Origin of the sequence: Tenacibaculum sp. FZY0031 (genome assembly GCF_036350695.1) — a bacterium.
In the GTDB taxonomy this organism is placed as follows: Bacteria; Bacteroidota; Bacteroidia; order Flavobacteriales; family Flavobacteriaceae; genus Polaribacter.
In genome coordinates, this window is sequence record NZ_JAZDVY010000004.1 from 163953 (window position 1) to 185130 (window position 21178).

Sequence of the window (21178 nt, forward strand, 5' to 3'; positions counted from 1 at the left end):
TTTTTTAATTTGGAAAATGCATCGCAATTGATACATCTTTAAATTGATTTATTAAATATCGTCTCCTCTTAATTTTCTGAACTTCTTTCGAGCTTCTACGAGGTAAATACTCGATGGGTGGTCAAAAATAATCTTTTGATAGTATTCTTTAGCTTTTTCAAGATTATTTAATTCGTTGCTGTATAATTCAGCCATCTGATAATATGCATTATCAACATAAATTCCTTTTTTATCTAATGCTATTATTTTAGTATAGTTTAAAATAGCTTGATCGTATGATTTCTTTTTCACAAACAATTGTGCTTGCTTAAACAAGGCTTCATCTTCAATTGGTTGTCCTCTATAATTAGTAATGATGTCGTTAAAAATAGCAATTGCTTCGTCATTTTTATTTTGATAGGATAATAAGTCTGCTTTCGCATATTCTTTTAAGCCTGTAGTAATGCTGTCTTTGGGTTCGTTATCTGAAATAGTTAAGAACAAATCAGCAGCATCATTCGCAATGAGTTGTGTGGCAGAGCCTTTTAAAATTTTTAACTGAGCTTTTGCCCAAGTGAAATCATTTTTAAAGTAAGAAGCTTGCGCTACTTTAAAGCGGGCTTCTTGACCTATGTAATTGTTTTTGAATAATGTTTGAACTTGAGAAAAATAAATTAACCCTTTGTTAAACTTCCCCATATACACAAAAACATCACCAAGTTTAAGTTTTATAGAAGCATTTATAAATTTTGAATTGGTAAAGTTCAAAGCATTTTTTAAAACAGTCGCTGCTGCTGCTGGATTGTTTTTGGTAAAAGTTAAATAATTAGCATACTCTATTTGTGTGAAAAGCGTTTTTGAATTAATTCCATATTCTTTGAAAATGGCATTAAAACGTCCTTCTATATCAGGTTGTTTGGTTTCTATAGCAATTTTTAAGTTATTATTTATGGCTCCAAACTTATCTCTAGGATAATTTGTTTTTTCAATAATTAAATCGAAACACTCTTTTGCAACAGTGTAATCTTTATTTTCAAGAGCTATTTTACCTAAGTCATTAATTTTACCTAAATTATTAGGGTCTCTAGCCAATAATGCTTTGTTTTGAATAAGTGCTTTGTTATACTGTTTTTGTCTAATAAACAACCAAGAAAGTAAATCGTTCCAGCTATCTTTAGGGTTGCTTATAGACTTACGTAATAGTGCTTTTTTAAACAAAAGGTTATTTTCATCTTCACTATCATCGGTTAAATACTTACCAGCGTAGCGCTTAACATTGTTAAGGTAACCTTCATTTTTATCAACCAAATCAACATAAGATTTAAACATCTGTTCAAAATCTCCTTTTTCACCATAAATCTGCGCTAATTGAAACCCATAATTGGCCTTTGGGTTAACGGTCATCACTTTATTAAACGCTTCAATGGCTAAATCTAATTTGTTGTAGTTTTTAAACAACCCAGCGATTAAAGAACCATAATTGGCTTTTTTATTAATAGATTCAATTGCTTTTTGATATTGCTTGTTGGCATCTTCATTTTTTTCTTGACGTTCAAAATTATAACCAAGAACTACGTGTAAATAAGATAAGTTAGGTTTTTCTTTTAGTTTTTGTATAAGTAAATTTTCAGCAACTGTAAATTGTTCAGTTTCTTGATAACAAGTAATTAACTTTTTTAAGTAGGTTGTATTAAATGGGCTTTGGTCGTATAATTTTTTGTATAACTGAATTGCCTTTTCATATTCATTGTTTCTAAAATAATTTTCAGCAATAATAAATTCGTTTTGTTGTGCGTGACAAAACAGGCTTAAAATCAATAAATTAAATAGGATAATGATTTTCTTCATTTGGAAAAATTTTAAGCGTTTTTTGAGGGGCTTAATTCATTTTTGAGGATTCTATCTATCAAAAATACAGAACATAATTGTTAAAATACTATTAAAAGAGTTGCTTTTTTGAAAAGCAGTGTAACATTTTGGCACGAACTTTGTCTTATTAGTAAAACAACGAAACAATGTAAACTATGAGAAATTTTACGACACAATATGAAATAGCAAAGCAGAATGCAAATGAGTTTATGAGAAAAGGTCAAATACCTCAATACTTTGAAGCATTGTTAGAAATGAATAAATACAAGAGATTAATGGTGGCAGTGGTTGCCAATTAAACATATTTTTTTCAATGGGGATTGATTAATTAAAAATCCCAAGCATCGTAATTGAGGCTTGGGATTTTTTTATTTTTATCTTGAAGATTAATTAATCAATCATATCAAAACCACAGTAAGGAATTAATACTTCAGGAATTTTAATTCCTTTTTCAGTCTGGTAGTTTTCTAAAATACCAGCCAATACTCGAGGTAGTGCTAAAGAACTTCCATTTAAAGTGTGTACCAATTGGCTTTTACCGTCTTTGTTTTTAAAACGTAGTTTTAAGCGGTTTGCTTGAAACGTTTCAAAGTTTGAAGCAGAACTAATTTCCAACCAACGTTCTTGAGCTGTAGAATACAATTCAAAATCGAAGGTTAGGGCAGCGGTAAAACCAGTATCTCCACCACATAAGCGTAAAATACGATAGGGTAATTTTAATTCACGTAAAATTTCTTTGATGTGTTCCACCATTCCATTCAAAGCGTTGTAAGAATTATCAGGGTGCTCAACACGAACAATTTCAACCTTATCAAACTGGTGCAAACGGTTTAGTCCACGAACGTGTGCTCCGTAGCTACCTGCTTCACGACGGAAACAAGGGGTGTAGCCCGTAACAGCAATTGGTAAATCACTTTCTTGTACTAAATCACCTCTAAACATATTAGTAACAGGTACTTCTGCTGTTGGTATTAAGTATAAGTTATCACCTGTTACATGGTACATTTGCCCTTCTTTGTCAGGCAATTGTCCTGTTCCAAAACCAGAAGCTTCATTCACCAAATGAGGAACCTGCACCTCGTTGTATCCAGCAGCTGTATTCTTATCTAGAAAATAATTGATTAAAGCACGTTGTAAACGAGCTCCTTTTCCTTTGTAAACAGGAAAGCCAGCCCCTGTAATTTTAGCACCTAAATCAAAATCAATGATATCGTATTTTTTTGCTAATTCCCAATGAGGTAATGCGTTTTCTCCTAAATTAGGAACTGTTCCTTCCTTAAAAACTTCTTCATTATCTTCTTCACTCTTTCCTGCTTTTACAGACGGGTGAGGAACATTAGGAATTTGATATAACAATTCGTTTAGCTTCTCTACAACTGCGTTTAATTCTTCTGTGAATTGTTTAGATTGCTCTTTTAATTCACCTGTTTTTGCTTTCAGTTGATTTGCTTCTTCAATTTTACCAGATTTAAAAAGCCCCCCAATTTCTTTGGATATTTTGTTCGATTCAGCTAAAATAGTATCTAAAGAAACTTGTGTAGTTCTACGTGTTTCATCAGCAGTTAATACCTCTTCAATAATTGTTTCGGCATTAGCAAAATTACGTTTTGCCAATCCGTCTAAAACAGTTTGTTTGTTTTCTCTAATAAACTGAACCTGTAACATCTTTTTAATTTTTTAAGAATAGCAAAGATAAAAGAAGCTGTAGACTTAAGCAATGTGTTTTATGTACTAAATTTCTTCAAGCATCATAAAGAAATCTGATAGAGTAATATTGAAATAATCACAAATTTTCTGAAGAGTAGTAATCGTGATATTTGTTTTTCCTTGTTCTATTCTCGCTAAATGTATTCCTGTATCAATATAAAACTCACTTGAAGTAATATGATACTCTTCCCTTAATGTTTTTACACAAAGGGCTACCTTTTTTAAGGTAATCTCCTTTTTTGACAGCATTATTCTTTTTCGATACAAAATCTTAAAAACATATGAAATACATAATGACATACTTGTCATTATGTAGGTTTTAAAAAAATTAACTTTGTATGTAGTTACGTCAATAATACTAATTCTAAAGCTATTTGAAACCGGGGGGCTTTGAGTATGATTTTAAGGTTAGAGCTTGGCGTAACTTTTTAAAAAAAGCATTGAGTTTTGCTCGTCTTTTTTTAATTGAGAAATTAAGCCAGAAACAGAATCGAACTTTTGTTCGTCTCTTAAATAGTAAAGTAGCTCAATAGTTAACTCTTTACCATATAAGTTTTGGTTAAAATTGAAATAATGCACTTCAATAGTTTGATGTTCTCCATCAACTGTTGGTCGGTTACCAATATTCATCATTCCATAAACAGTGCTAGTATTAATAATAGATTTTACGATATAAACCCCTGTTTTAGGGATTAATTTGTAATCTTCTGCAATATCAATATTGGCAGTTGGGAAGCCTATTTTGCCACCTAGTTGTTTTCCATTTACAACTTTCCCAGCAAGTGAAAAGTTATACCCTAAGTAATTATTAGCAGTTTTTAAATGCCCATTGGCAAGGGCTTTTCTAATTTTGGTAGAGCTAACCGATACTTCATCTATATCTTGAGCAGGAATTTCTTCAACAGTAAAATCGTATAAGTGAGAGTACTCGGTTAATTGTTCAATATTACCTTCTCTATTTTTTCCAAAATGATGATCGTAACCAATAATTAATTTAGAAATACGTAGTTGGTTTACTAAAATATCACGAACAAAATCTAAGGCAGTAAGTCTAGAAAACTCTCTGCTAAAAGGATGAATGATTAAATAATCCAAACCTAATTTTTCGAGATGCTGTGCTCTTTCATCAATTGTGTTGATTAATTTAATAGAAACATCTTTTTGTAGCACCATTCTTGGGTGAGGAAAAAATGTTAGCAACACCGATTTTTTATCACTAGCTTTTGCTTCACTAACTAGTTTCTCAATAATTTTTTGATGACCAATATGAACTCCATCAAAAGTACCGATGGTAACCATCGTTTTTTGAGAGGGGCTAATATCAAAAATAGAATGTATAATTTCCAAGACTACCAATAAGTTTAGGCAAAAATACAATTTGTATAAGATGATAAATAATAAATTAATAAATAAAAACTAAAATTAGCTTTTGGTAAGTTTTTATCTTAATAATTAGTATAATTACAAAAAAACAGGGTAAATATTTCGCAAATGAAAAAAAATTGTATTTTGCACTACAGTTAACAAATTATTTTACATTATGATGAAAAAACTATTACTTGTTGCATTTGTGCTATTTGGTACAGCAATGATGGTTGCTCAAACTACCATTACAGGTACGGTTAATGATGCTTCGCTTGGTGGACCACTACCAGGAGCAAACATTAAAGTTTCGAGAAAAGCAGTGGGAACATCCACTGATTTTGATGGTAAGTTTACAATGACGGTAACAGATATCCCTCCGTTTACCATTGAAATTTCTTCTTTAGGGTATCAAACAAAAACAGTTGAGATAACAAAAAACAACCAAGTTGTTGAGGTTAGCTTAACAGAAAATGCCACTTCTTTAGATGAGGTAGTTGTATCGGCTTCGAGAACTCCAGAACGTGTGATGGAATCTCCTGTGACAATTGAACGTTTTGATTCAAGAGCAATTAAAAATACAGCTTCAGCTTCATATTACGATGGATTAGAAAATTTAAAAGGAGTTGATATTAACTCAGGAGGTTTAACGTTTAAAACAGTAAACACACGTGGTTTCGCTACCTTTGGTAATGAGCGTTTTGTACAGTTGGTTGATGGAATGGATAATGCCTCTCCAGCATTAAACTTTGCTATTGGAAACTTATTAGGGATTTCTGAAGTAGATGTAAAAAGTGTTGAGATATTACCAGGAGCAGCTTCTGCTTTATATGGAGCCAATGCATTTAATGGTATTATGTTAATGCGTAGTGAGAGCCCGTTTAATGAGCAGGGAATCAGCGTTGGTTTAAAAACAGGTTTGACAAGTCAAGAAGCAGCAGGAGATAATGGCTATTATGATGCTACTATTAAAATGGCACATGCTTTTGATGATTACTTAGCAGTGAAAGCGAGTTTTTCTTACTTAAAAGGAGAAGAATGGCATGCAACTGATTATAGAAACACAACAGGTATTGGAGGTACTTATATTCCAGGGATGAGTCATAATGACGATCCTAACTACGATGGAGCTAATGTATATGGAGACGAAGTTTCTGTTGATTTAGGAGGAGCTATCGGAAAGGTTAGTAGAACAGGGTATAGAGAAGTAGACCTAATGTCTAACGAAGCTAAAAGTGTAAAATTCAATGGAGCAATCCATTATCGTCCTTTAGGTAATGACCGTGTTGAAATTATTTGGAATTCTAAATATGGTAGAGGAAATACAATTTACCAAGGTCAAAACCGCTATAATTTAGCTAACTTCTTTATGGAACAACATAAATTAGAAGTAAGAGGTAAAAACTTTTTTATACGAGGATATTATGCAGGAGAAGATGCAGGAGATTCTTATGATACTCGTTTTGCAGCCATTAATATCAACAGCAAATGGAAATCTAATACAGATTGGTTCGGACAGTATGCAGCAGCCTATTTAGGGGTTATTCCGGGAGTGCCAGCATCAAATCATGCAGCGGCAAGAGCAGTTGCTGATACAGGAAGACCAGAGCCTGGTTCTGCTGAGTTTACAAGACTTTTTAATGAAGTAACGGCAGATCCAGATTTATTAACTGGATCAAAGTTTAGAGATAATACAAGTTATTATCATGCAGATGGTAACTTAAATTTACGCGATTATATTGATTGGGCAGAGGTTCAAGTAGGAGGGTCATATAGACAATACAGATTGAACTCTTATGGAACTATTTATACCGATAGTGATGGTCCAATTAAATATGGAGAATATGGGTTGTATACTCAAATTCAAAAGAAAATGATGGATGATCGTTTAAAATTTACAGGATCTATTCGTTATGATAAGTCAGATAATTTTGATGGAAACTTTACTCCAAGAGTTTCGTTAGCATATGCAGCAGGAGAAAATAAGAATCACAACTTTAGAGCGTCTTTCCAAACAGGTTTCCGTAACCCAACAACGCAGGACCAATATATCGGTTTAGCAACAGGAGCAGGATTTATTTTAGGAACAGCTCCGGATAATATTGGGCGTTTTTCTGCACCAGCAATTACAACAACAGGAAGTTTTGTTTTAACAGGACAAGATGTGTTTGATAGAGGGTATTCTGCTAACTCTATTGCAAATGGAAATCCTACTTTGGCAACTACAGATTTAGTAGAGCCAGAAAAAGTAAAATCTTTTGAAGTTGGTTATCGTGCAGCGGTTCCTTTAGGGGAGAATAAGTTGTCTATTGATTTTAGTACATACTATAATATGTATTCTGACTTTATTTCTAATAAAGATGTAGTTGTATTGGTAGATCCAAATACACCAGTAACCGTGGGTAATTTAACGAATAGAGACTTAGTTAGAACATTTAGTGTAAAAACGAACTCAACAGTTGATGTAGATTCTTACGGAGTTGGTTTAGGATTGAATACTAAAATATTTAATGGATTTGATGTCGGATTAAACTATACATGGTCTAAGTTTGATTTTGATCAAGCTGCTGACCCTGATTTTGAAGCTGGATTTAATACACCAGAGCACAAAGTAAAAATGCAATTTGGACATTCAAATTTATTTGAAAACTTCGGATTCAATGTTAGTGCTCGTTGGCAAAATGAGTTCTACTGGCAGTCTACTTTCTTAGAAGGTACTGTAGAGGAAAGAACAGTTCTTGATGCCCAAATTAACTATTCTGTTCCTTCAATTAAATCAGTGTTTAAAGTAGGAGGGTCTAATTTAACAGGAGAAGAGTATTTAAGTGCACCTGGAGTAGGAGCAGTAGGTTCTCAGTACTACATTTCTTGGACAATCAACAACTAAAAAAAGAAACAATGAAAAATACAATTAAATATACTTTTTTGTCTGCATTATTTCTAGGGTTAGCCGCCTGTGATGTAGATAACACATTACCCGAAATAAAAGGGGAAGCAGAGAGTACCGTAGCATTACAAGCAGGAAGCGCAGATTTTTCAAAATACGTTGCTATCGGAGCCTCTTTTACAGCTGGTTTTACTGACAATGCTTTATTTAAAGCAGGGCAACAAAATTCGTTTCCAAATACCTTAGCTAAAAAATTTGCGATGGTAGGCGGCGGAGATTTTACACAGCCTTTAATGAATGATAATTATGGAGGTTTAATTTTAGCAGGAAACCCTGTATTACATCCAGTAACAGGAGAAAGGTTATTTGATGTAAGACTAACTTTTAATGGTGAAGGGCCAACCTCTTTAAGTAATGTTAATCCTATGGCAGTGTCTACTACAGATTTTGCATTGAACAATCCAACAGGACCGTTCAATAATGTAGGAGTGCCAGGAGCAAAGAGTACGCATTTTATCGCACCAGGATATGGTAGTTTAGCTAATTTTCCAGCAGCTGCAAATCCTTATGCTGTGAGAGTAGCTGGCAATACAAATGCTTCTATTATTGAATTGGCAGTTGGTCAAAGTCCAACATTTTTTACGTTGTCTGAGTTTGGAGGAAACGATGTGTTAGGGTATGCTATCTCTGGAGGAGACGGTTCTAGTCCAATTACACCTACCGCAACCTTTGATTTTGCTTTAAGTACGGTTGAAACAGCCTTAAAATCAACAGGAGCAAAAGGTGTAGTAGCAAACTTACCATATATTACTAGTTTACCTCATTTTACGACGGTACCATATGCTCCTTTAGATCCAAGCAATCCAAGTTTTGGTGCACAAATACCAACATTAAATAATGTTTTTGGAGCTATCAATGGAGTTTTTGAGGCTATTGGTGTTCCAGAAAGATCAATTGTATTTGCTACAGATGCTGCAAGTGCCGTTGTGATTAAGGATGAATCGTTGGAAGATAAAACGGCTCAAATTGTGGGAGCTTTGTTAGCAAGTCCTACGTTCCCTCCTTTCGTGGCGAGCTTTGGATTGCCTACCGATGTAACCACTTTACAAAAAGTAGCTGGGTTATTAGGTACTTATTATGGTCAAGCAAGACAAGCAACTGAAGATGATTTATTAGTACTGCCTAGCATGAATGTAATAGGGGAAGTAAACACGGATTCTGTTCAGTTTTTAATGATGCAAGGCTTACCAGGACAGTTAGCAGGAATGTTTTCTGTAGAAGGAGTGTCTTTACCATTAGAAGACAAATGGGTATTAGTTCCTAGTGAACAAGCAGAAATAAAAGTAGCAACAGATGCGTATAATACAAGTCTTAAAACAATGGCAGATACCAATGGATATGCTTTTGTAGATTTTAAAGCTATTTTAGAAGAAGCTTCTACAGTTGGGTTAGAGTTCGGAAATTACAATATGAATACTAGTTTAGTAACTGGTGGTTTAGTTGGTTTGGATGGAATTCACTTAACCGGTAGAGGGTATGCTTTAATGGCTAATAAAATGTTAGCTGCTATTGATGTTACCTACGGATCTAACTTTACTGTTGGTAAAGATGGTTTAGCCAAACCAGATGATTACCCAACAAATTACTCGCCTACGTTACAATAGTGCACTGTATATAAAATAAAAAAGCTGAAGATTACTCTTCAGCTTTTTTTTTGTCTTTATCAGAATTCATTACATATTTTTTATACTTGCCATCTTTGTATCTGTAATAGATAAATAAAGGCATTAATATAAAAGACATGTATAAAACGCCTAAGCCCATTACGACTTGAGCTTTAGGGTGCTCTGTGTTTAAAAGATAAGCCCCTACAATCATCCAAATTAAAAAGATGATGAATAATATTTTAAGTATAGTTTTCATCTATTTTTCTTAGTTTTAGTTTACTATTAAAGCTTCTAAGTAATGTTAAGGTTTGTAACGTTATTTACTATCGCAAAAATAAAAATCCCAAACCGTTACGTTTAGGATTCTTGTTTTATTTTGTCGTTTTCAGAGTTATGCTTCCATTTTTTGTAGCCAAGAGCGTACATCTACCTCTTGTTTAATAATGTTGCTTAATTCTTCTATTTTAACACGTTTTTGTTCCATAGTATCTCTATGACGAATGGTAACAGTATGGTCTTCTAAAGTGTCATGGTCTACAGTAATACAAAAAGGTGTACCAACAGCATCTTGACGACGATATCTTCTTCCAACAGCATCTTTTTCATCATAAACAACATTGAAATCCCATTTTAAATCGTCCACAATTTTACGAGCTACCTCAGGTAACCCATCTTTTTTAACCAACGGTAAAATAGCGGCTTTAGTTGGAGCTAATACTGCTGGTAATTTTAAAACAGTTCGTGTAGAACCATTTTCCAACTCCTCTTCTTGTAAAGAATTAGAGAAAACAGCTAAAAACATCCTGTCTAAACCAATTGAGGTTTCAACTACATAGGGAACATAACTTGTATTATCTTCATGGTCGAAGTACTGAAGTTTTTTACCAGAAAATTTTTCATGCTGACTCAAATCGAAGTCAGTACGCGAGTGGATTCCTTCTAGCTCTTTAAACCCAAAAGGAAAATTAAATTCAATATCAGCTGCAGCATCAGCATAATGCGCTAGCTTATCATGGTCATGAAAGCGATAATTTTCTTCTCCCATACCTAAAGACATATGCCATTTTAAGCGGTTCTCTTTCCATTTTTCATACCACTCTTTTTGAGTCCCTGGTTTTACAAAAAACTGCATTTCCATTTGCTCAAATTCACGCATTCTAAAAATAAACTGACGTGCTACAATTTCATTACGAAAGGCTTTACCTGTTTGAGCAATTCCGAAAGGAATTTTCATACGCCCAGTTTTTTGTACGTTTAAGAAGTTTACAAAAATACCTTGTGCGGTTTCTGGACGTAAATATACCTTAGTAGAACTGTCTGCAGAAGCGCCAAGTTGCGTACCAAACATTAAGTTAAACTGCTTAACTTCTGTCCAGTTTTTAGAACCTGAAACAGGACAAGTAATACCTAAGTTTATAATTAAGTTTCTAAACCCTTCTAAATCGTTTTCTTCTTGCACTCTTGTAAGTTCAAGAGTTATCTCGTCCATTTGTTTTTGACGTCTTAAAACATTTGGATTGGTACTTCTAAATTCATGTTCATCAAAAGCATCTCCAAAACGTTTTTTTGCCTTAGTGATGTCTTTTTGAATTTTTTCATTAATTTTTTCTCTGAAATCTTCAACTAAAACATCTGCTCTATAACGCTTTTTAGAGTCTTTATTGTCAATTAAAGGATCGTTGAAAGCATCAACGTGGCCTGAGGCTTTCCAAGTAGTTGGGTGCATTAGTATTGATGCGTCAATACCTACAATGTTTTCGTGCATTTGCACCATTGCTTTCCACCAATAATCACGAATATTTTTCTTTAATTCTACTCCGTTTTGAGCATAATCATATACCGCACTTAAACCATCGTAAATTTCAGATGACTGGAATACATATCCGTATTCTTTTGCGTGTGATAATACTTTTTTAAATTGATCTTCTTGTTTTGCCATGTTGCAAAAATAAAACAAGGATTTAAACTAAAGGTATGTAAAAAGAAAAAAGTGAAGAATTAATTAAACTCTTCACTCTTTAGTTACATTTTTTATTTTTAACAACTCTTATCGTAAATTTATGGTAGTGTTTCCTGAATATACACCATCAACAAAAGCACTAATAGTATACTTTCCTTTTTTAATATCGTCTCTATTAACTAAAACTAAAGAAACAAGACTTAAACGGTTGTTGTTATAGTTAACTTCAAGAGAGTCTGTATACTGAACTTTTTGCCCGTTTTTTAAGTCAGTTTTTCCTTTAGGAGCGACTACTTTTTTATTTTCATCAATAATTTGAATATAAACATTTTTTTCACCAGCAGTAGTAATTGGGTTTTCTAACAAATCGAAATTAATTCTGAAAGCATCTGTTCTACTCGACCTACTTGTAGAGGTTAATTTACCACTACTACGCTCTTTCATAGCAATAGCCCTTACAGGACTAGTTTTAATAACTCCGCCAATTGCTACTTTGGCTTCCAACTCTTTGTTTTTTTCTGTTAAAGTTTCATTTACACTATCTTTTTGCTGTAAAATTTCGTTGGCGATAACATTTTCTTGTGTTAAGGCTTCATTGGCACTATTTAGAGAGTCTATTTGAATGAAGAGTTTTTTGTTTTCGCGTTCTAAACTAGCAATCCTTCTTCGGTATTTTCCAATAAGACCAAAATTATCAGATTTTAATTCTTTTATAGAGTCTCTTAAATTTTTCATTTTTGTTAACTCTATTTCTAGTCTATCAGCTAAACGTTTTTTACCAATTACAACATCGGTGTAGTCTTTAATCATTTCGTCGAGATCTTGTTGTAACTCGGCTTTTTCTTCTAAGAATATGTTTTGAAGATTTTTGTTTTCATTTGACTTTTGAAATGAGTAATAAAAAAGGAAAAGAGATAAGATAATTAATACTAAAATTGAAACATTCTTGGTTTTTTGTTGATTCATGATTTAGGGGGGGATTGATTATATTAAGTTATTTATTAATTTGAGTGTTTTTTATTTAAGTGCTAAAGATTTATTGCCTGTAAGAATACCATTTACAAATGTGTTTATATGATAAGTGCCTGCACTAATTTTACTATCCACATTTACAAAAGAAATCATAGATAGTTGTTTGTTGTTATATTCTGCAATTAAAATATCACTACACCATATTTTTTTATTGTTTTGTAAACTTACTTCTTTAATGGGGGTAATAACGTTCTTGTTGGTGTCTATTACTTGAATATAAACTTCTTTAGGGCCAGGAGATGCTATTTTGTTTTCTAACAAATCAAATTCTATTTTAAAGGCATTCACTTTGTTAGATCTGGAGGTTGAGGTAAACCTTCCATTTTTTTTCTTCTTCATAGCTTCTGCTTTTATAGTAGAAATTTCAATAACTTCTGCAGTAGCTATTTTCTTTTTTAAGGCTTGTTTTTCTTTGCTTAAAAAATGATTTATATTGGTGAGTTTTGCATTTTGTTTTTCTTTAACTAATAGGGCTTCTTGAACACTATCGTTTTTTGTAATTAATTCATTGTTAATTGAATTAAGGCGGTTTATTTGAGTAAAAAGTTTTTTGTTTTCCTCAATAAGTATCCCAGTTCTTTTTCTGTAGTACCTAATAAATTTATAGTCTACTTCCTTTAAGTTTGTTACAGAGTCTCTGAGTTGAATTACTTTATGAAGTTCACCTTTTAGCTTTAATGAGTACTCACTTTTCTTATAACTAGCCTCTTCATAGTCTTCAATAATAGTTGTTAATTCACTTTCAAGTTCCTTTTTTTCAAGCTCAAAAACAGCTTTGAGTTCAGAGTAATCTCTGGCGTTTTCATAAGATAAAAACCCAATAACAAGTATTAGTAAAATTAAAAAGGCAATGAAGCCGTTGTTTTTTATTTTTGAGACAGGCATCATTTTAGGGGTTGTAATGAGGGTTATGCTCTGTGCTAATATACTATTTATTTTTTAACACATTTGTAAATAAAAGCAGGGGGAAAATTTAGAGGCTCAAAGCTTAAATTAATTGCATTGCCGAAGACTTCTTTCAGTTTTTTATAATAGGTTAAACTGTACTGATATTGAATAAAAAGCCCAGTAGTAGTTAAAAAGTTATAGCTTTTTGTTAAGATGGAGTGCGATATTTCTTTAGGAATTATAGTTAAAGGTAAACTAGAAACAATATAGTCTGCTTTTGTATAGCCTAACTTTTCTATTTCTAACTTTATGTTTTCGGCAGAAGCTTTTAAAACAATTAATTGGGAGTGATTTATTTTTTTTAACTCCTGGTAAAAAGCATCGTTTATTTCAAAGCAAATAAGTATGGTCTTTGGGTGGAGTTTTTTTAAAATATATTGAGTTATAGCGCCATTTCCAGGGCCTAGTTCTACAATAACTTCAGCCGTTTTAAAGTCAATTTCTTTTAGCATTTTATGTGCCAAGTATTTAGAACTTGGAACAATTGTACCTGATGTTTTGTAATTTTTTACGGCTTCTTTGAAAAAATTAAACTTTTTACTCAAAATATAACTTCTGTTGTTTTTTGTATCTTTCTGTTAAAAAAGGCTTGTAAAGATGCAATTTTTAAAAGAGATATTCTATTTATTCTATCCCAATTTATGTGTTAATTGTGAAATAACGTTGTTACAAAATGAAACATTCTTATGTACTATCTGTAAAAACGACTTACCAATTATAGACGATAATAAGCATATAAATGTTACATTAATGTCAAATTTTTATGGAAAAGTGCCTATTCAAAATGTCCGTTCTTTTCTTTTCTACAAAAAGAATGGAGTTACTCAAAAACTGATCCATGAGTTAAAATATAAAAAGCAGCAGGCAATAGGGGTATTCATAGCAGACTGGTTTGGTGAGAAGTTAAAAATAATGAATACGTTTGCAGAGGTAGATTACATTGTTCCCGTACCTTTACATTTAAAAAAGCTTCGAAGTAGGGGCTATAATCAAGTAACTATGTTTGGTGAACGATTGAGTGATATTTTAAGCATAGAGTATATACCAAATGTTCTTATTAGAACCTCTAAAACAACAACACAAACCTTAAAACAACGATTTGAACGATTTTCTAATAGCAACACAAAATTTAAGCTTGTTAATACCACTCTTTTTGAGAATAAACATGTTTTACTGATTGATGATGTTATTACTACAGGAGCAACATTAGAAGCTTGTGCAAACGAGCTTTTAAAAACAAAAAACATTACAATTAGTGTTGCAACGATGGCGTATACACAAAAAGACTGATACCATTCCATCTTAATTTACTACTTTTGAAAATGGATTTTAAACCATTAATTTGTGAAAAATAAACACTTTATCTTAGTAACTCTTTTCGCTTTTTTAATAAGTAGTTGTGCACGTAAAGGACGACCTGAAGGAGGTCCTAAAGATGAAACTCCACCTATAATGGTTACTGCAAATCCTCCGTATGAAACGATTCATTTTAAAGAGGATAATATTCGTATTTATTTTGATGAGTATATTATTTTAAAAGATTTGCAAAAACAGTTGGTCGTTTCTCCTCCAATGAAAAACCCGTTGTTAATTACGCCTCAAGGAACACCGAGTAAGTATATTAATATTAAAATATTAGACACATTACAACCAAATACTACCTATACTTTTAACTTTGGGAATGCTGTTCAGGATAACAATGAAAACAATAAGTTAGAGAGTTTTAAATATGTGTTTTCAACAGGAAATTATATTGATTCTTTAAAAATTAAAGGTGCAGTAGCTGATGCTTTTGATAAAAAAGAAGTAAAAGAAGTAAGTGTGTTGTTATACAAGCTCGATAGTACCTACAATGATTCTATTGTTTTTAAGAAAAAACCAAACTATGTAACAAGTACGTTAGATTCTACAAATTTTGAGTTTAGTAACCTGCGTGAAGGAAAGTATTTAATGTTAGCGTTAAAAGAACCATCAAACGATTATATATTTAATAGTAGAACAGATAAAATAGGTTTTGTAATAGATACAATTACGTTAGCTAAAGATACTTTACTAAACAAACCCATTCGTTTTTTTAAAGAAATTCAGCCGTATAAATTTAAAAGAGGAAAAGAGGTTACAAAAGGAAAAATTCAGTTCGGTTTTGAAGGTAAGCAAAAAGACATGACTATTGAATTGCTATCGGAAGTTCCACAAGATTACAAATCATTTACTCAGTTTGAGGAAGATAAAGATACACTTAATTATTGGCATACACCTATAGAGAAAGATTCCTTAAATTTTATAGTGAATAACCAAAATTTTAAAGACACTGTAACCGTGTTTTTAAGAAAAAAGAAGATCGACTCTTTATCTGTGTCATCTAGTGTAAATGGCATTTTAAACTTAAAAGACACCATGTTTATCCAAACAAACAACCCAATTGTTTCTTATGATAAGTCAAAGTTTTCATTGATTGATCAAGATACTGTTGCTGTCCCTTTTGAGTTGAAAAAGCAGTCGATTAATAAATTAGCTGTATTGTTTGAAAAGAAACCTAAATATGGATACATTTTTAAAGGGGTACCCAAAGGAATAATTGATCTTTATGAAACGACAAACGATACGTTAGATTATAAATTCACAACGCGTACTGTAGAAGATTATGGAAGTATTGTATTGGATGTTAAAAAAGAAACAGAATTTCCTGTTATTATTGAACTATTAAGTCAAGATAAGGTCGTAGAAAAAAGATACCTTACTTCGTCTAAAAAAATAGAATTTACCCTATTAGATCCGAAAGAATATAGTGTTAGGGCTATAGTTGATAAAAACAACAATCGTATGTGGGATACTGGAGATTTCTTGTTAAGAAAACAGCCAGAGCAAATTATCTATTTAGAAACTGTGTTTAAACTAAGGGCTAACTGGATACAAAATGAAACATTTGTAATAAAATAGATAATACCATCTTGAAAGAATAAAGAAACCGAATAAAGAAACTAATTGCTTCTCTATTCGGTTTCTTATTACATTATACTTTGTTGTTTCTAGAAAATATAGCTGTTTTTACAACAATTCTTCACAATAAAAACCATGATGTTGTATTGCTTTTAAAACGGCATCAGCTTTAACCATTTGAGCCTCTACCCGAAGAATATTGTCACAATCTTCTAAGTCAAAATTCCAGCGGTCATTTTCGGTAATCAAACGATTTAAAGTAGGTTGAACAATTTTAATTTCTTTGTTTTTTGTAACGGATGTTTTAAATACCAAAACTGTTTTCATTTTAGCTTGATTAACGTTCATAAAAAAATGGAGGTTCAATACCTAAAGCGCGTAAATACACATACGCTTGTCCGCGATGATGGATTTCATTATCAATAAAATAAAAGATGGATGACCAAACCGTACCTTCATATTGACCAAAGATTTTAATGTTTTGTTGAAACTGCTCTGGTTTTATCTTAGCCCAATAAGTGTTAATTTCATCTGTAGCCTTATCCCAAAATTCAAGAATTTTTGCTTTTTTGTTGCCGTGATCAACCTCTTCAATTAATTCTTGAATTTCTCCAGTAGCAATTTCTTTAATACCTGGACCTGCTATACCCAAAAGTTCCATAACCATCTCAGCAAAAGTACGCATACCTCCTATAGAGTAATTAAAAAAGGCTTCCTCAGGAAAAGCTTCAATAGTTCTTCTGGTTAGACCTCGATGTCCTTGCCAATGTGCTAATAACTCAGAAGGTGTAATTACTTGTTCTAATAATGTGTTCGTTGTTGATTCCATAATTATAATTTTTATTATTTGAAACCAAAAATACTATGGGGTGGTGACAGCTTTATGTCAGCAGGAAAAAATAAACTTTAAAAAAGACTATTGACAAGCGGTTGTCACCTACTGTATGTTACTTTGTATAAAGTATCGTTATTATGTTGAAGCTAAAATTTAAAAAATACTTCAGCCTGAAATCCTATCTTTGGGAAATATGTTATCACATTATGAGTTTAGACACGGTAAAACGTTTTGATAGAATTGTAGCCATTCTTATTCAGTTACAATCTAAACGTATAGTAAAAGCACAAGAATTAGCTGATAGATTTGAGGTGAGCCTACGTACCATTTATCGTGATATACGAACCCTTGAAGCATCAGGAGTACCCATTATAAGTGAAGCAGGAGTTGGTTATTCTATTATGGAAGGATACCGTTTGCCACCTGTTATGTTTACTAGAGAAGAAGTAGGAAGTTTTGTGGCAGCCGAAAAATTAATGCAGAAGTTTGTAGATAAATCTTTAGGGAACTACTATGAATCTGCTATGATGAAGCTAAAATCAGTGTTGCGCGGTCGTGAAAAAGATTGGATTTCTGCCTTAGAATCACAAATATTGGTGGATCCTACAAATAAATTGTTTAATGATAGTCTGCCAAATGCACTTGAAACCTTGTTTGAAAGCATTGCAGAAAAAAGACAGGTATTTTTAAAATATCAAGCATTAAATAGAGAAGCACCTTCTGAGCGTTTTGTGGAACCTGTGGGGATTTATCACGAATCAGGATTTTGGTATGTATTGGCTTTTTGTCATTTAAGAAGCGATTACAGACAGTTTAGAACCGATAGAATGTTAGCGATAAAATCAACCCAACATAATTTTACTAGAGAACACATTACGTTAGATGAATATCGCAACCAGCATGAAAATATACCCAAAACAAAAGTTGTTATTTCTGTTGATAAAAGTGTGGTGCGATATATTAACAATAGCAAAATGCAACATGGTTTTGTCTCTGAAAAAGTAAAAGGAAACCAAGTAGAAATGACATTCATGACATCTTATATAGAGCACGGTTTTTCAAGATGGTACATGGTGTTTTCAGATTATGCCAAAATCATTGAACCAGAAAGTTTAAAACTTCAGGTAAAAGAGATTTTAGCAAAGGCAATTGCTAAACTTTAATGCGCTTCTAACCAGTTTGCTCCTGTATCAATTTCAACATCTAACGGAACGCTCATTTTAAAGGCGTTTTCCATTTCGTGTTTAATAATCGGTTTAATAGTATCCAATTCATCTTTATGAGCATCAAAAACCAATTCATCATGTACCTGTAATAACATTTTCGACTTAAAGTTTTCTTGTTCAAATCGCTTGTAAATATTAATCATGGCAAGTTTAATGATGTCGGCAGCAGACCCCTGAATAGGAGCGTTTACCGCATTCCTTTCTGCAGCACCACGAACAATAGCATTTCGAGAATTGATGTCTTTTAAATAACGACGACGATGTAATATCGTTTCTACATATCCGTGTTCACGCGCAAAATCTACCTGCTTAGAAATATAATTTCGTAGTTTCGGATAGGTTGCATAATAGGTATCAATCAACTCTTTCGCCTCTTTACGAGACAAATCGGTTTGATTGCTCAATCCGAAGGCAGAAACGCCGTAAATAATTCCAAAGTTTACCGTTTTAGCATTGCTACGTTGTTCACGGGTTACCTCTTCAATGGGAACGTTGAATACTTTTGCAGCAGTAGAAGCGTGAATGTCTTCACCATGTTGAAAGGCTTTAATCATCGTTTCTTCTTCACTTAAAGCAGCGATAATTCGTAGTTCAATCTGACTGTAATCAGCCGCTAACAATACAAAGTCTTCATTTCTCGGAATAAAGGCCTTACGCACTTCTTGTCCGCGTTTTGTACGAATAGGAATGTTTTGTAAGTTCGGATTGTTAGAACTTAAGCGTCCTGTAGCTGCAACAGCCTGAGCGTATACGGTGTGCACTCTTCTAGTTTTAGGGTTAATTTCATTAGGAAGTGCATCAACATAAGTACTTTGTAATTTTTTATACTGACGATATTCTAAAATATCAGCAACTATTTGATGGTCTTTAGCTAAATAAGAAAGGACATCTTCTGCTGTTGAATATTGACCTGTTTTAGTCTTCTTAGGTTTGTCAACTAGTTTTAGTTTATCAAACAAGATGGGACCTAATTGTTTAGGTGATGCAATGTTAAATTCTTCACCGGCCTGTTCGTATATATTTTGCTCAAGTTGTAAGATGTCTTTAGATAAGGCTATCGAAAGTGTTTTTAAGAAATCAGTATCTAAATTAATACCTTCAATCTCCATAGCTGTTAGTACAGAAACTAATGGTGTTTCTACTTCGTTGAATAACTTCGTAACATTACCACTTTCTAGCTCTTTAGAAAAATGCTCTTTTAACTGATAGGTAATGTCTGCATCTTCAACAGCATATTCGGTTTGCTTAGGGAGTTCAACTTGTCGCATTGAAAGTTGATTTTTACCTTTTTTACCAATCAATTCTGTAATAGACACAGGTTGATAGTTTAAGTAGGTTTCAGCAAGCACATCCATGTTGTGACGCATATCAGGATTGATAAGGTAATGCGCAATCATGGTGTCAAACAAACTCCCTTTTACAGGCATGTTGTAATTTGATAATACTTTGATATCGTATTTTAAATTATGACCAATTTTTTCAATGGTTTCAGCTTCAAAAAATGATCGGAACTCTTCTAGAATAGTCTTTGTTTCTTCTTGATCTTCTGGAAATGAAACATAGTACCCTTTACCTACTTCCCATGAAAAAGCAATTCCAATTAGCTCAACTTCTAAGGCTTTTAATCCGGTTGTTTCCGTATCAAAACACACAGAACTTTGTTGCATTAATTTCTCTAACAATAATTTTCTTGAAAGAGGGGTCTCTACTAATTGATAGAAATGATTTGTGTTTTCAATGATTTTAAAACCGTTAATATTTGTGTCTTTAGTAGTGCTTCCACTACCAGGAGTTGCAAATAAATCAAACTGACCTGCGGTACTAGCCTTTGTTGTTTTAGGTTTTTCAGTCGTGGTAGTAGTTTCTTCAGAAGGAGCAAATGTTTTTAAGAAATTTTCGGTTAAACGACGAAATTCTAATTCAGTAAAAATTTCTTTGGTCGCTTCAATATTGGGTTGCTCAAAAACCAATTTATCCAATTCTAACTCAACAGGAACATCTAGCATAATGGTCGCTAGTTTTTTAGAAAGCAAGCCTAATTCTTGATTGGCTTCTACTTTTTCTTTCATTTTTCCTTTTAGCTCATGTATATTTTCAAACAAGCCTTCCATACTTCCATAAGCGGCAATGAATTTTTTGGCTGTTTTTTCACCAACACCAGGCAAACCAGGAATGTTATCAACAGCATCACCCATCATTCCTAAAAAGTCAATTACTTGTAATGGGCTTTCAACACCAAACTTAGTTTTTACTTCTTCAATACCCCATTTTTCATATCCATTTCCCATACGAGGTGGACGATACATAAAAATATGTTCAGAAACCAGTTGGGCAAAATCCTTATCTGGCGTTACCATATAGGTGTGAAGCCCTTCTTTCTCGGCTTTTTTAGCAAGTGTTCCTATAATATCATCAGCTTCATACCCTTCTTTTACAATGGCAGGAATATTCATGGCTTCTAATATTTTTTCAATATAAGGCACTGCTAAACGAATAGCTTCAGGAGTTTCTTGTCGGTTTGCTTTGTAATCTTCAAAAGCTTCAACGCGGTCAGTACTTCCTCCTTTGTCAAAGCAAACGGCTAAATAATCTGGTTTTTCACGCTTTATTACATCTAGTAAAGAGTTGGTAAACCCCATAATAGCTGAGGTGTCTAACCCTTTTGAATTGATACGTGGGTTTTTTATAAAGGCATAATATCCTCTAAAAATTAACGCGTATGCGTCGAGTAAAAAAAGTCGTTTATAATTTGCCATGTTGTGTTTT

The 21178-nt window shown here is 32.8% G+C and carries 18 protein-coding genes; 6 read left to right on the plus strand and 12 right to left on the minus strand.

Going from position 1 to position 21178, the window contains the following annotated elements:
• Positions 1 to 51: 51 nt before the first annotated feature.
• Positions 52 to 1827 carry a tetratricopeptide repeat protein gene (locus V1T75_RS06930; protein WP_330487824.1) on the minus strand — a complete coding sequence of 592 codons (1776 nt, stop codon included), beginning with the start codon at positions 1825 to 1827 and terminating at the stop codon, positions 52 to 54.
• A 176-nt stretch (positions 1828 to 2003) separates the two neighbouring features.
• On the opposite strand from V1T75_RS06930, the gene V1T75_RS06935 reads away from it, so the two are divergent.
• Positions 2004 to 2147: a hypothetical protein gene (locus V1T75_RS06935; protein ID WP_164506679.1), complete on the plus strand. Its 144-nt coding sequence runs from the start codon at positions 2004 to 2006 to the stop codon at positions 2145 to 2147.
• A gap of 91 nt (positions 2148 to 2238) precedes the next feature.
• Here V1T75_RS06935 and serS read toward each other — a convergent pair whose 3' ends face one another.
• The 3 genes from serS to V1T75_RS06950 form a co-directional block, all read right to left on the minus strand.
• Complete coding sequence (gene serS, locus V1T75_RS06940) at positions 2239 to 3513, minus strand: serine--tRNA ligase (protein WP_330487825.1); 1275 nt, start codon at positions 3511 to 3513, stop codon at positions 2239 to 2241.
• A 66-nt stretch (positions 3514 to 3579) separates the two neighbouring features.
• Positions 3580 to 3864: a helix-turn-helix domain-containing protein gene (locus V1T75_RS06945; RefSeq protein ID WP_330487826.1), complete on the minus strand. Its 285-nt coding sequence runs from the start codon at positions 3862 to 3864 to the stop codon at positions 3580 to 3582.
• Positions 3865 to 3963: 99 nt separating this feature from the next.
• On the minus strand, positions 3964 to 4902 hold the full coding sequence (locus V1T75_RS06950) for a bifunctional riboflavin kinase/FAD synthetase (RefSeq protein ID WP_330487827.1): 939 nt from the start codon (positions 4900 to 4902) through the stop codon (positions 3964 to 3966).
• 193 nt (positions 4903 to 5095) lie between these two features.
• Between V1T75_RS06950 and V1T75_RS06955 the strand changes: the two genes are divergently transcribed.
• Positions 5096 to 7804, plus strand: coding sequence for a TonB-dependent receptor (locus tag V1T75_RS06955; RefSeq protein ID WP_330487828.1), 2709 nt, complete (start codon positions 5096 to 5098; stop codon positions 7802 to 7804).
• Between the two features lie 11 nt (positions 7805 to 7815).
• A complete protein-coding gene (locus V1T75_RS06960; RefSeq protein ID WP_330487829.1) occupies positions 7816 to 9468 on the plus strand; it encodes a G-D-S-L family lipolytic protein in 1653 nt (550 codons plus the stop codon).
• A 31-nt stretch (positions 9469 to 9499) separates the two neighbouring features.
• Here V1T75_RS06960 and V1T75_RS06965 read toward each other — a convergent pair whose 3' ends face one another.
• The 5 genes from V1T75_RS06965 to V1T75_RS06985 form a co-directional block, all read right to left on the minus strand.
• On the minus strand, positions 9500 to 9727 hold the full coding sequence (locus V1T75_RS06965) for a hypothetical protein (RefSeq protein ID WP_330487830.1): 228 nt from the start codon (positions 9725 to 9727) through the stop codon (positions 9500 to 9502).
• Between the two features lie 135 nt (positions 9728 to 9862).
• Positions 9863 to 11410, minus strand: coding sequence for a glycine--tRNA ligase (locus V1T75_RS06970; RefSeq protein WP_330487831.1), 1548 nt, complete (start codon positions 11408 to 11410; stop codon positions 9863 to 9865).
• A gap of 108 nt (positions 11411 to 11518) precedes the next feature.
• Positions 11519 to 12397, minus strand: a complete 879-nt coding sequence (locus V1T75_RS06975; RefSeq protein WP_330487832.1) for a hypothetical protein — start codon at positions 12395 to 12397, stop codon at positions 11519 to 11521.
• A 51-nt stretch (positions 12398 to 12448) separates the two neighbouring features.
• A complete protein-coding gene (locus tag V1T75_RS06980) occupies positions 12449 to 13351 on the minus strand; it encodes a hypothetical protein (protein WP_330487833.1) in 903 nt (300 codons plus the stop codon).
• Positions 13352 to 13395: 44 nt separating this feature from the next.
• Positions 13396 to 13956 (minus strand): class I SAM-dependent methyltransferase, encoded by a 561-nt coding sequence (locus V1T75_RS06985; protein ID WP_330487834.1) that lies wholly within the window; start codon positions 13954 to 13956, stop codon positions 13396 to 13398.
• Between the two features lie 52 nt (positions 13957 to 14008).
• Here V1T75_RS06985 and V1T75_RS06990 point away from each other — a divergent pair, with 52 nt between their 5' ends.
• Complete coding sequence (locus V1T75_RS06990) at positions 14009 to 14701, plus strand: ComF family protein (RefSeq protein ID WP_330487835.1); 693 nt, start codon at positions 14009 to 14011, stop codon at positions 14699 to 14701.
• 54 nt (positions 14702 to 14755) lie between these two features.
• Positions 14756 to 16351: an Ig-like domain-containing protein gene (locus tag V1T75_RS06995; protein WP_330487836.1), complete on the plus strand. Its 1596-nt coding sequence runs from the start codon at positions 14756 to 14758 to the stop codon at positions 16349 to 16351.
• Between the two features lie 108 nt (positions 16352 to 16459).
• On the opposite strand, the gene V1T75_RS07000 is transcribed toward V1T75_RS06995, so the two are convergent.
• Together V1T75_RS07000 and V1T75_RS07005 are read right to left on the minus strand one after the other, a co-directional pair.
• Positions 16460 to 16678: a hypothetical protein gene (locus V1T75_RS07000; RefSeq protein ID WP_330487837.1), complete on the minus strand. Its 219-nt coding sequence runs from the start codon at positions 16676 to 16678 to the stop codon at positions 16460 to 16462.
• 10 nt (positions 16679 to 16688) lie between these two features.
• Entirely contained in the window at positions 16689 to 17180 is a 492-nt protein-coding gene (locus tag V1T75_RS07005) for a DinB family protein (protein WP_330487838.1), read from the minus strand.
• 212 nt (positions 17181 to 17392) lie between these two features.
• Between V1T75_RS07005 and V1T75_RS07010 the strand changes: the two genes are divergently transcribed.
• A complete protein-coding gene (locus V1T75_RS07010; RefSeq protein WP_330487839.1) occupies positions 17393 to 18349 on the plus strand; it encodes a helix-turn-helix transcriptional regulator in 957 nt (318 codons plus the stop codon).
• Here the strand turns inward: V1T75_RS07010 and polA are convergent.
• Positions 18346 to 21168 (minus strand): DNA polymerase I, encoded by a 2823-nt coding sequence (polA, locus tag V1T75_RS07015; protein WP_330487840.1) that lies wholly within the window; start codon positions 21166 to 21168, stop codon positions 18346 to 18348. The two genes, V1T75_RS07010 and polA, sit on opposite strands and share 4 nt — an antisense overlap.
• Positions 21169 to 21178 lie beyond the last annotated feature (10 nt).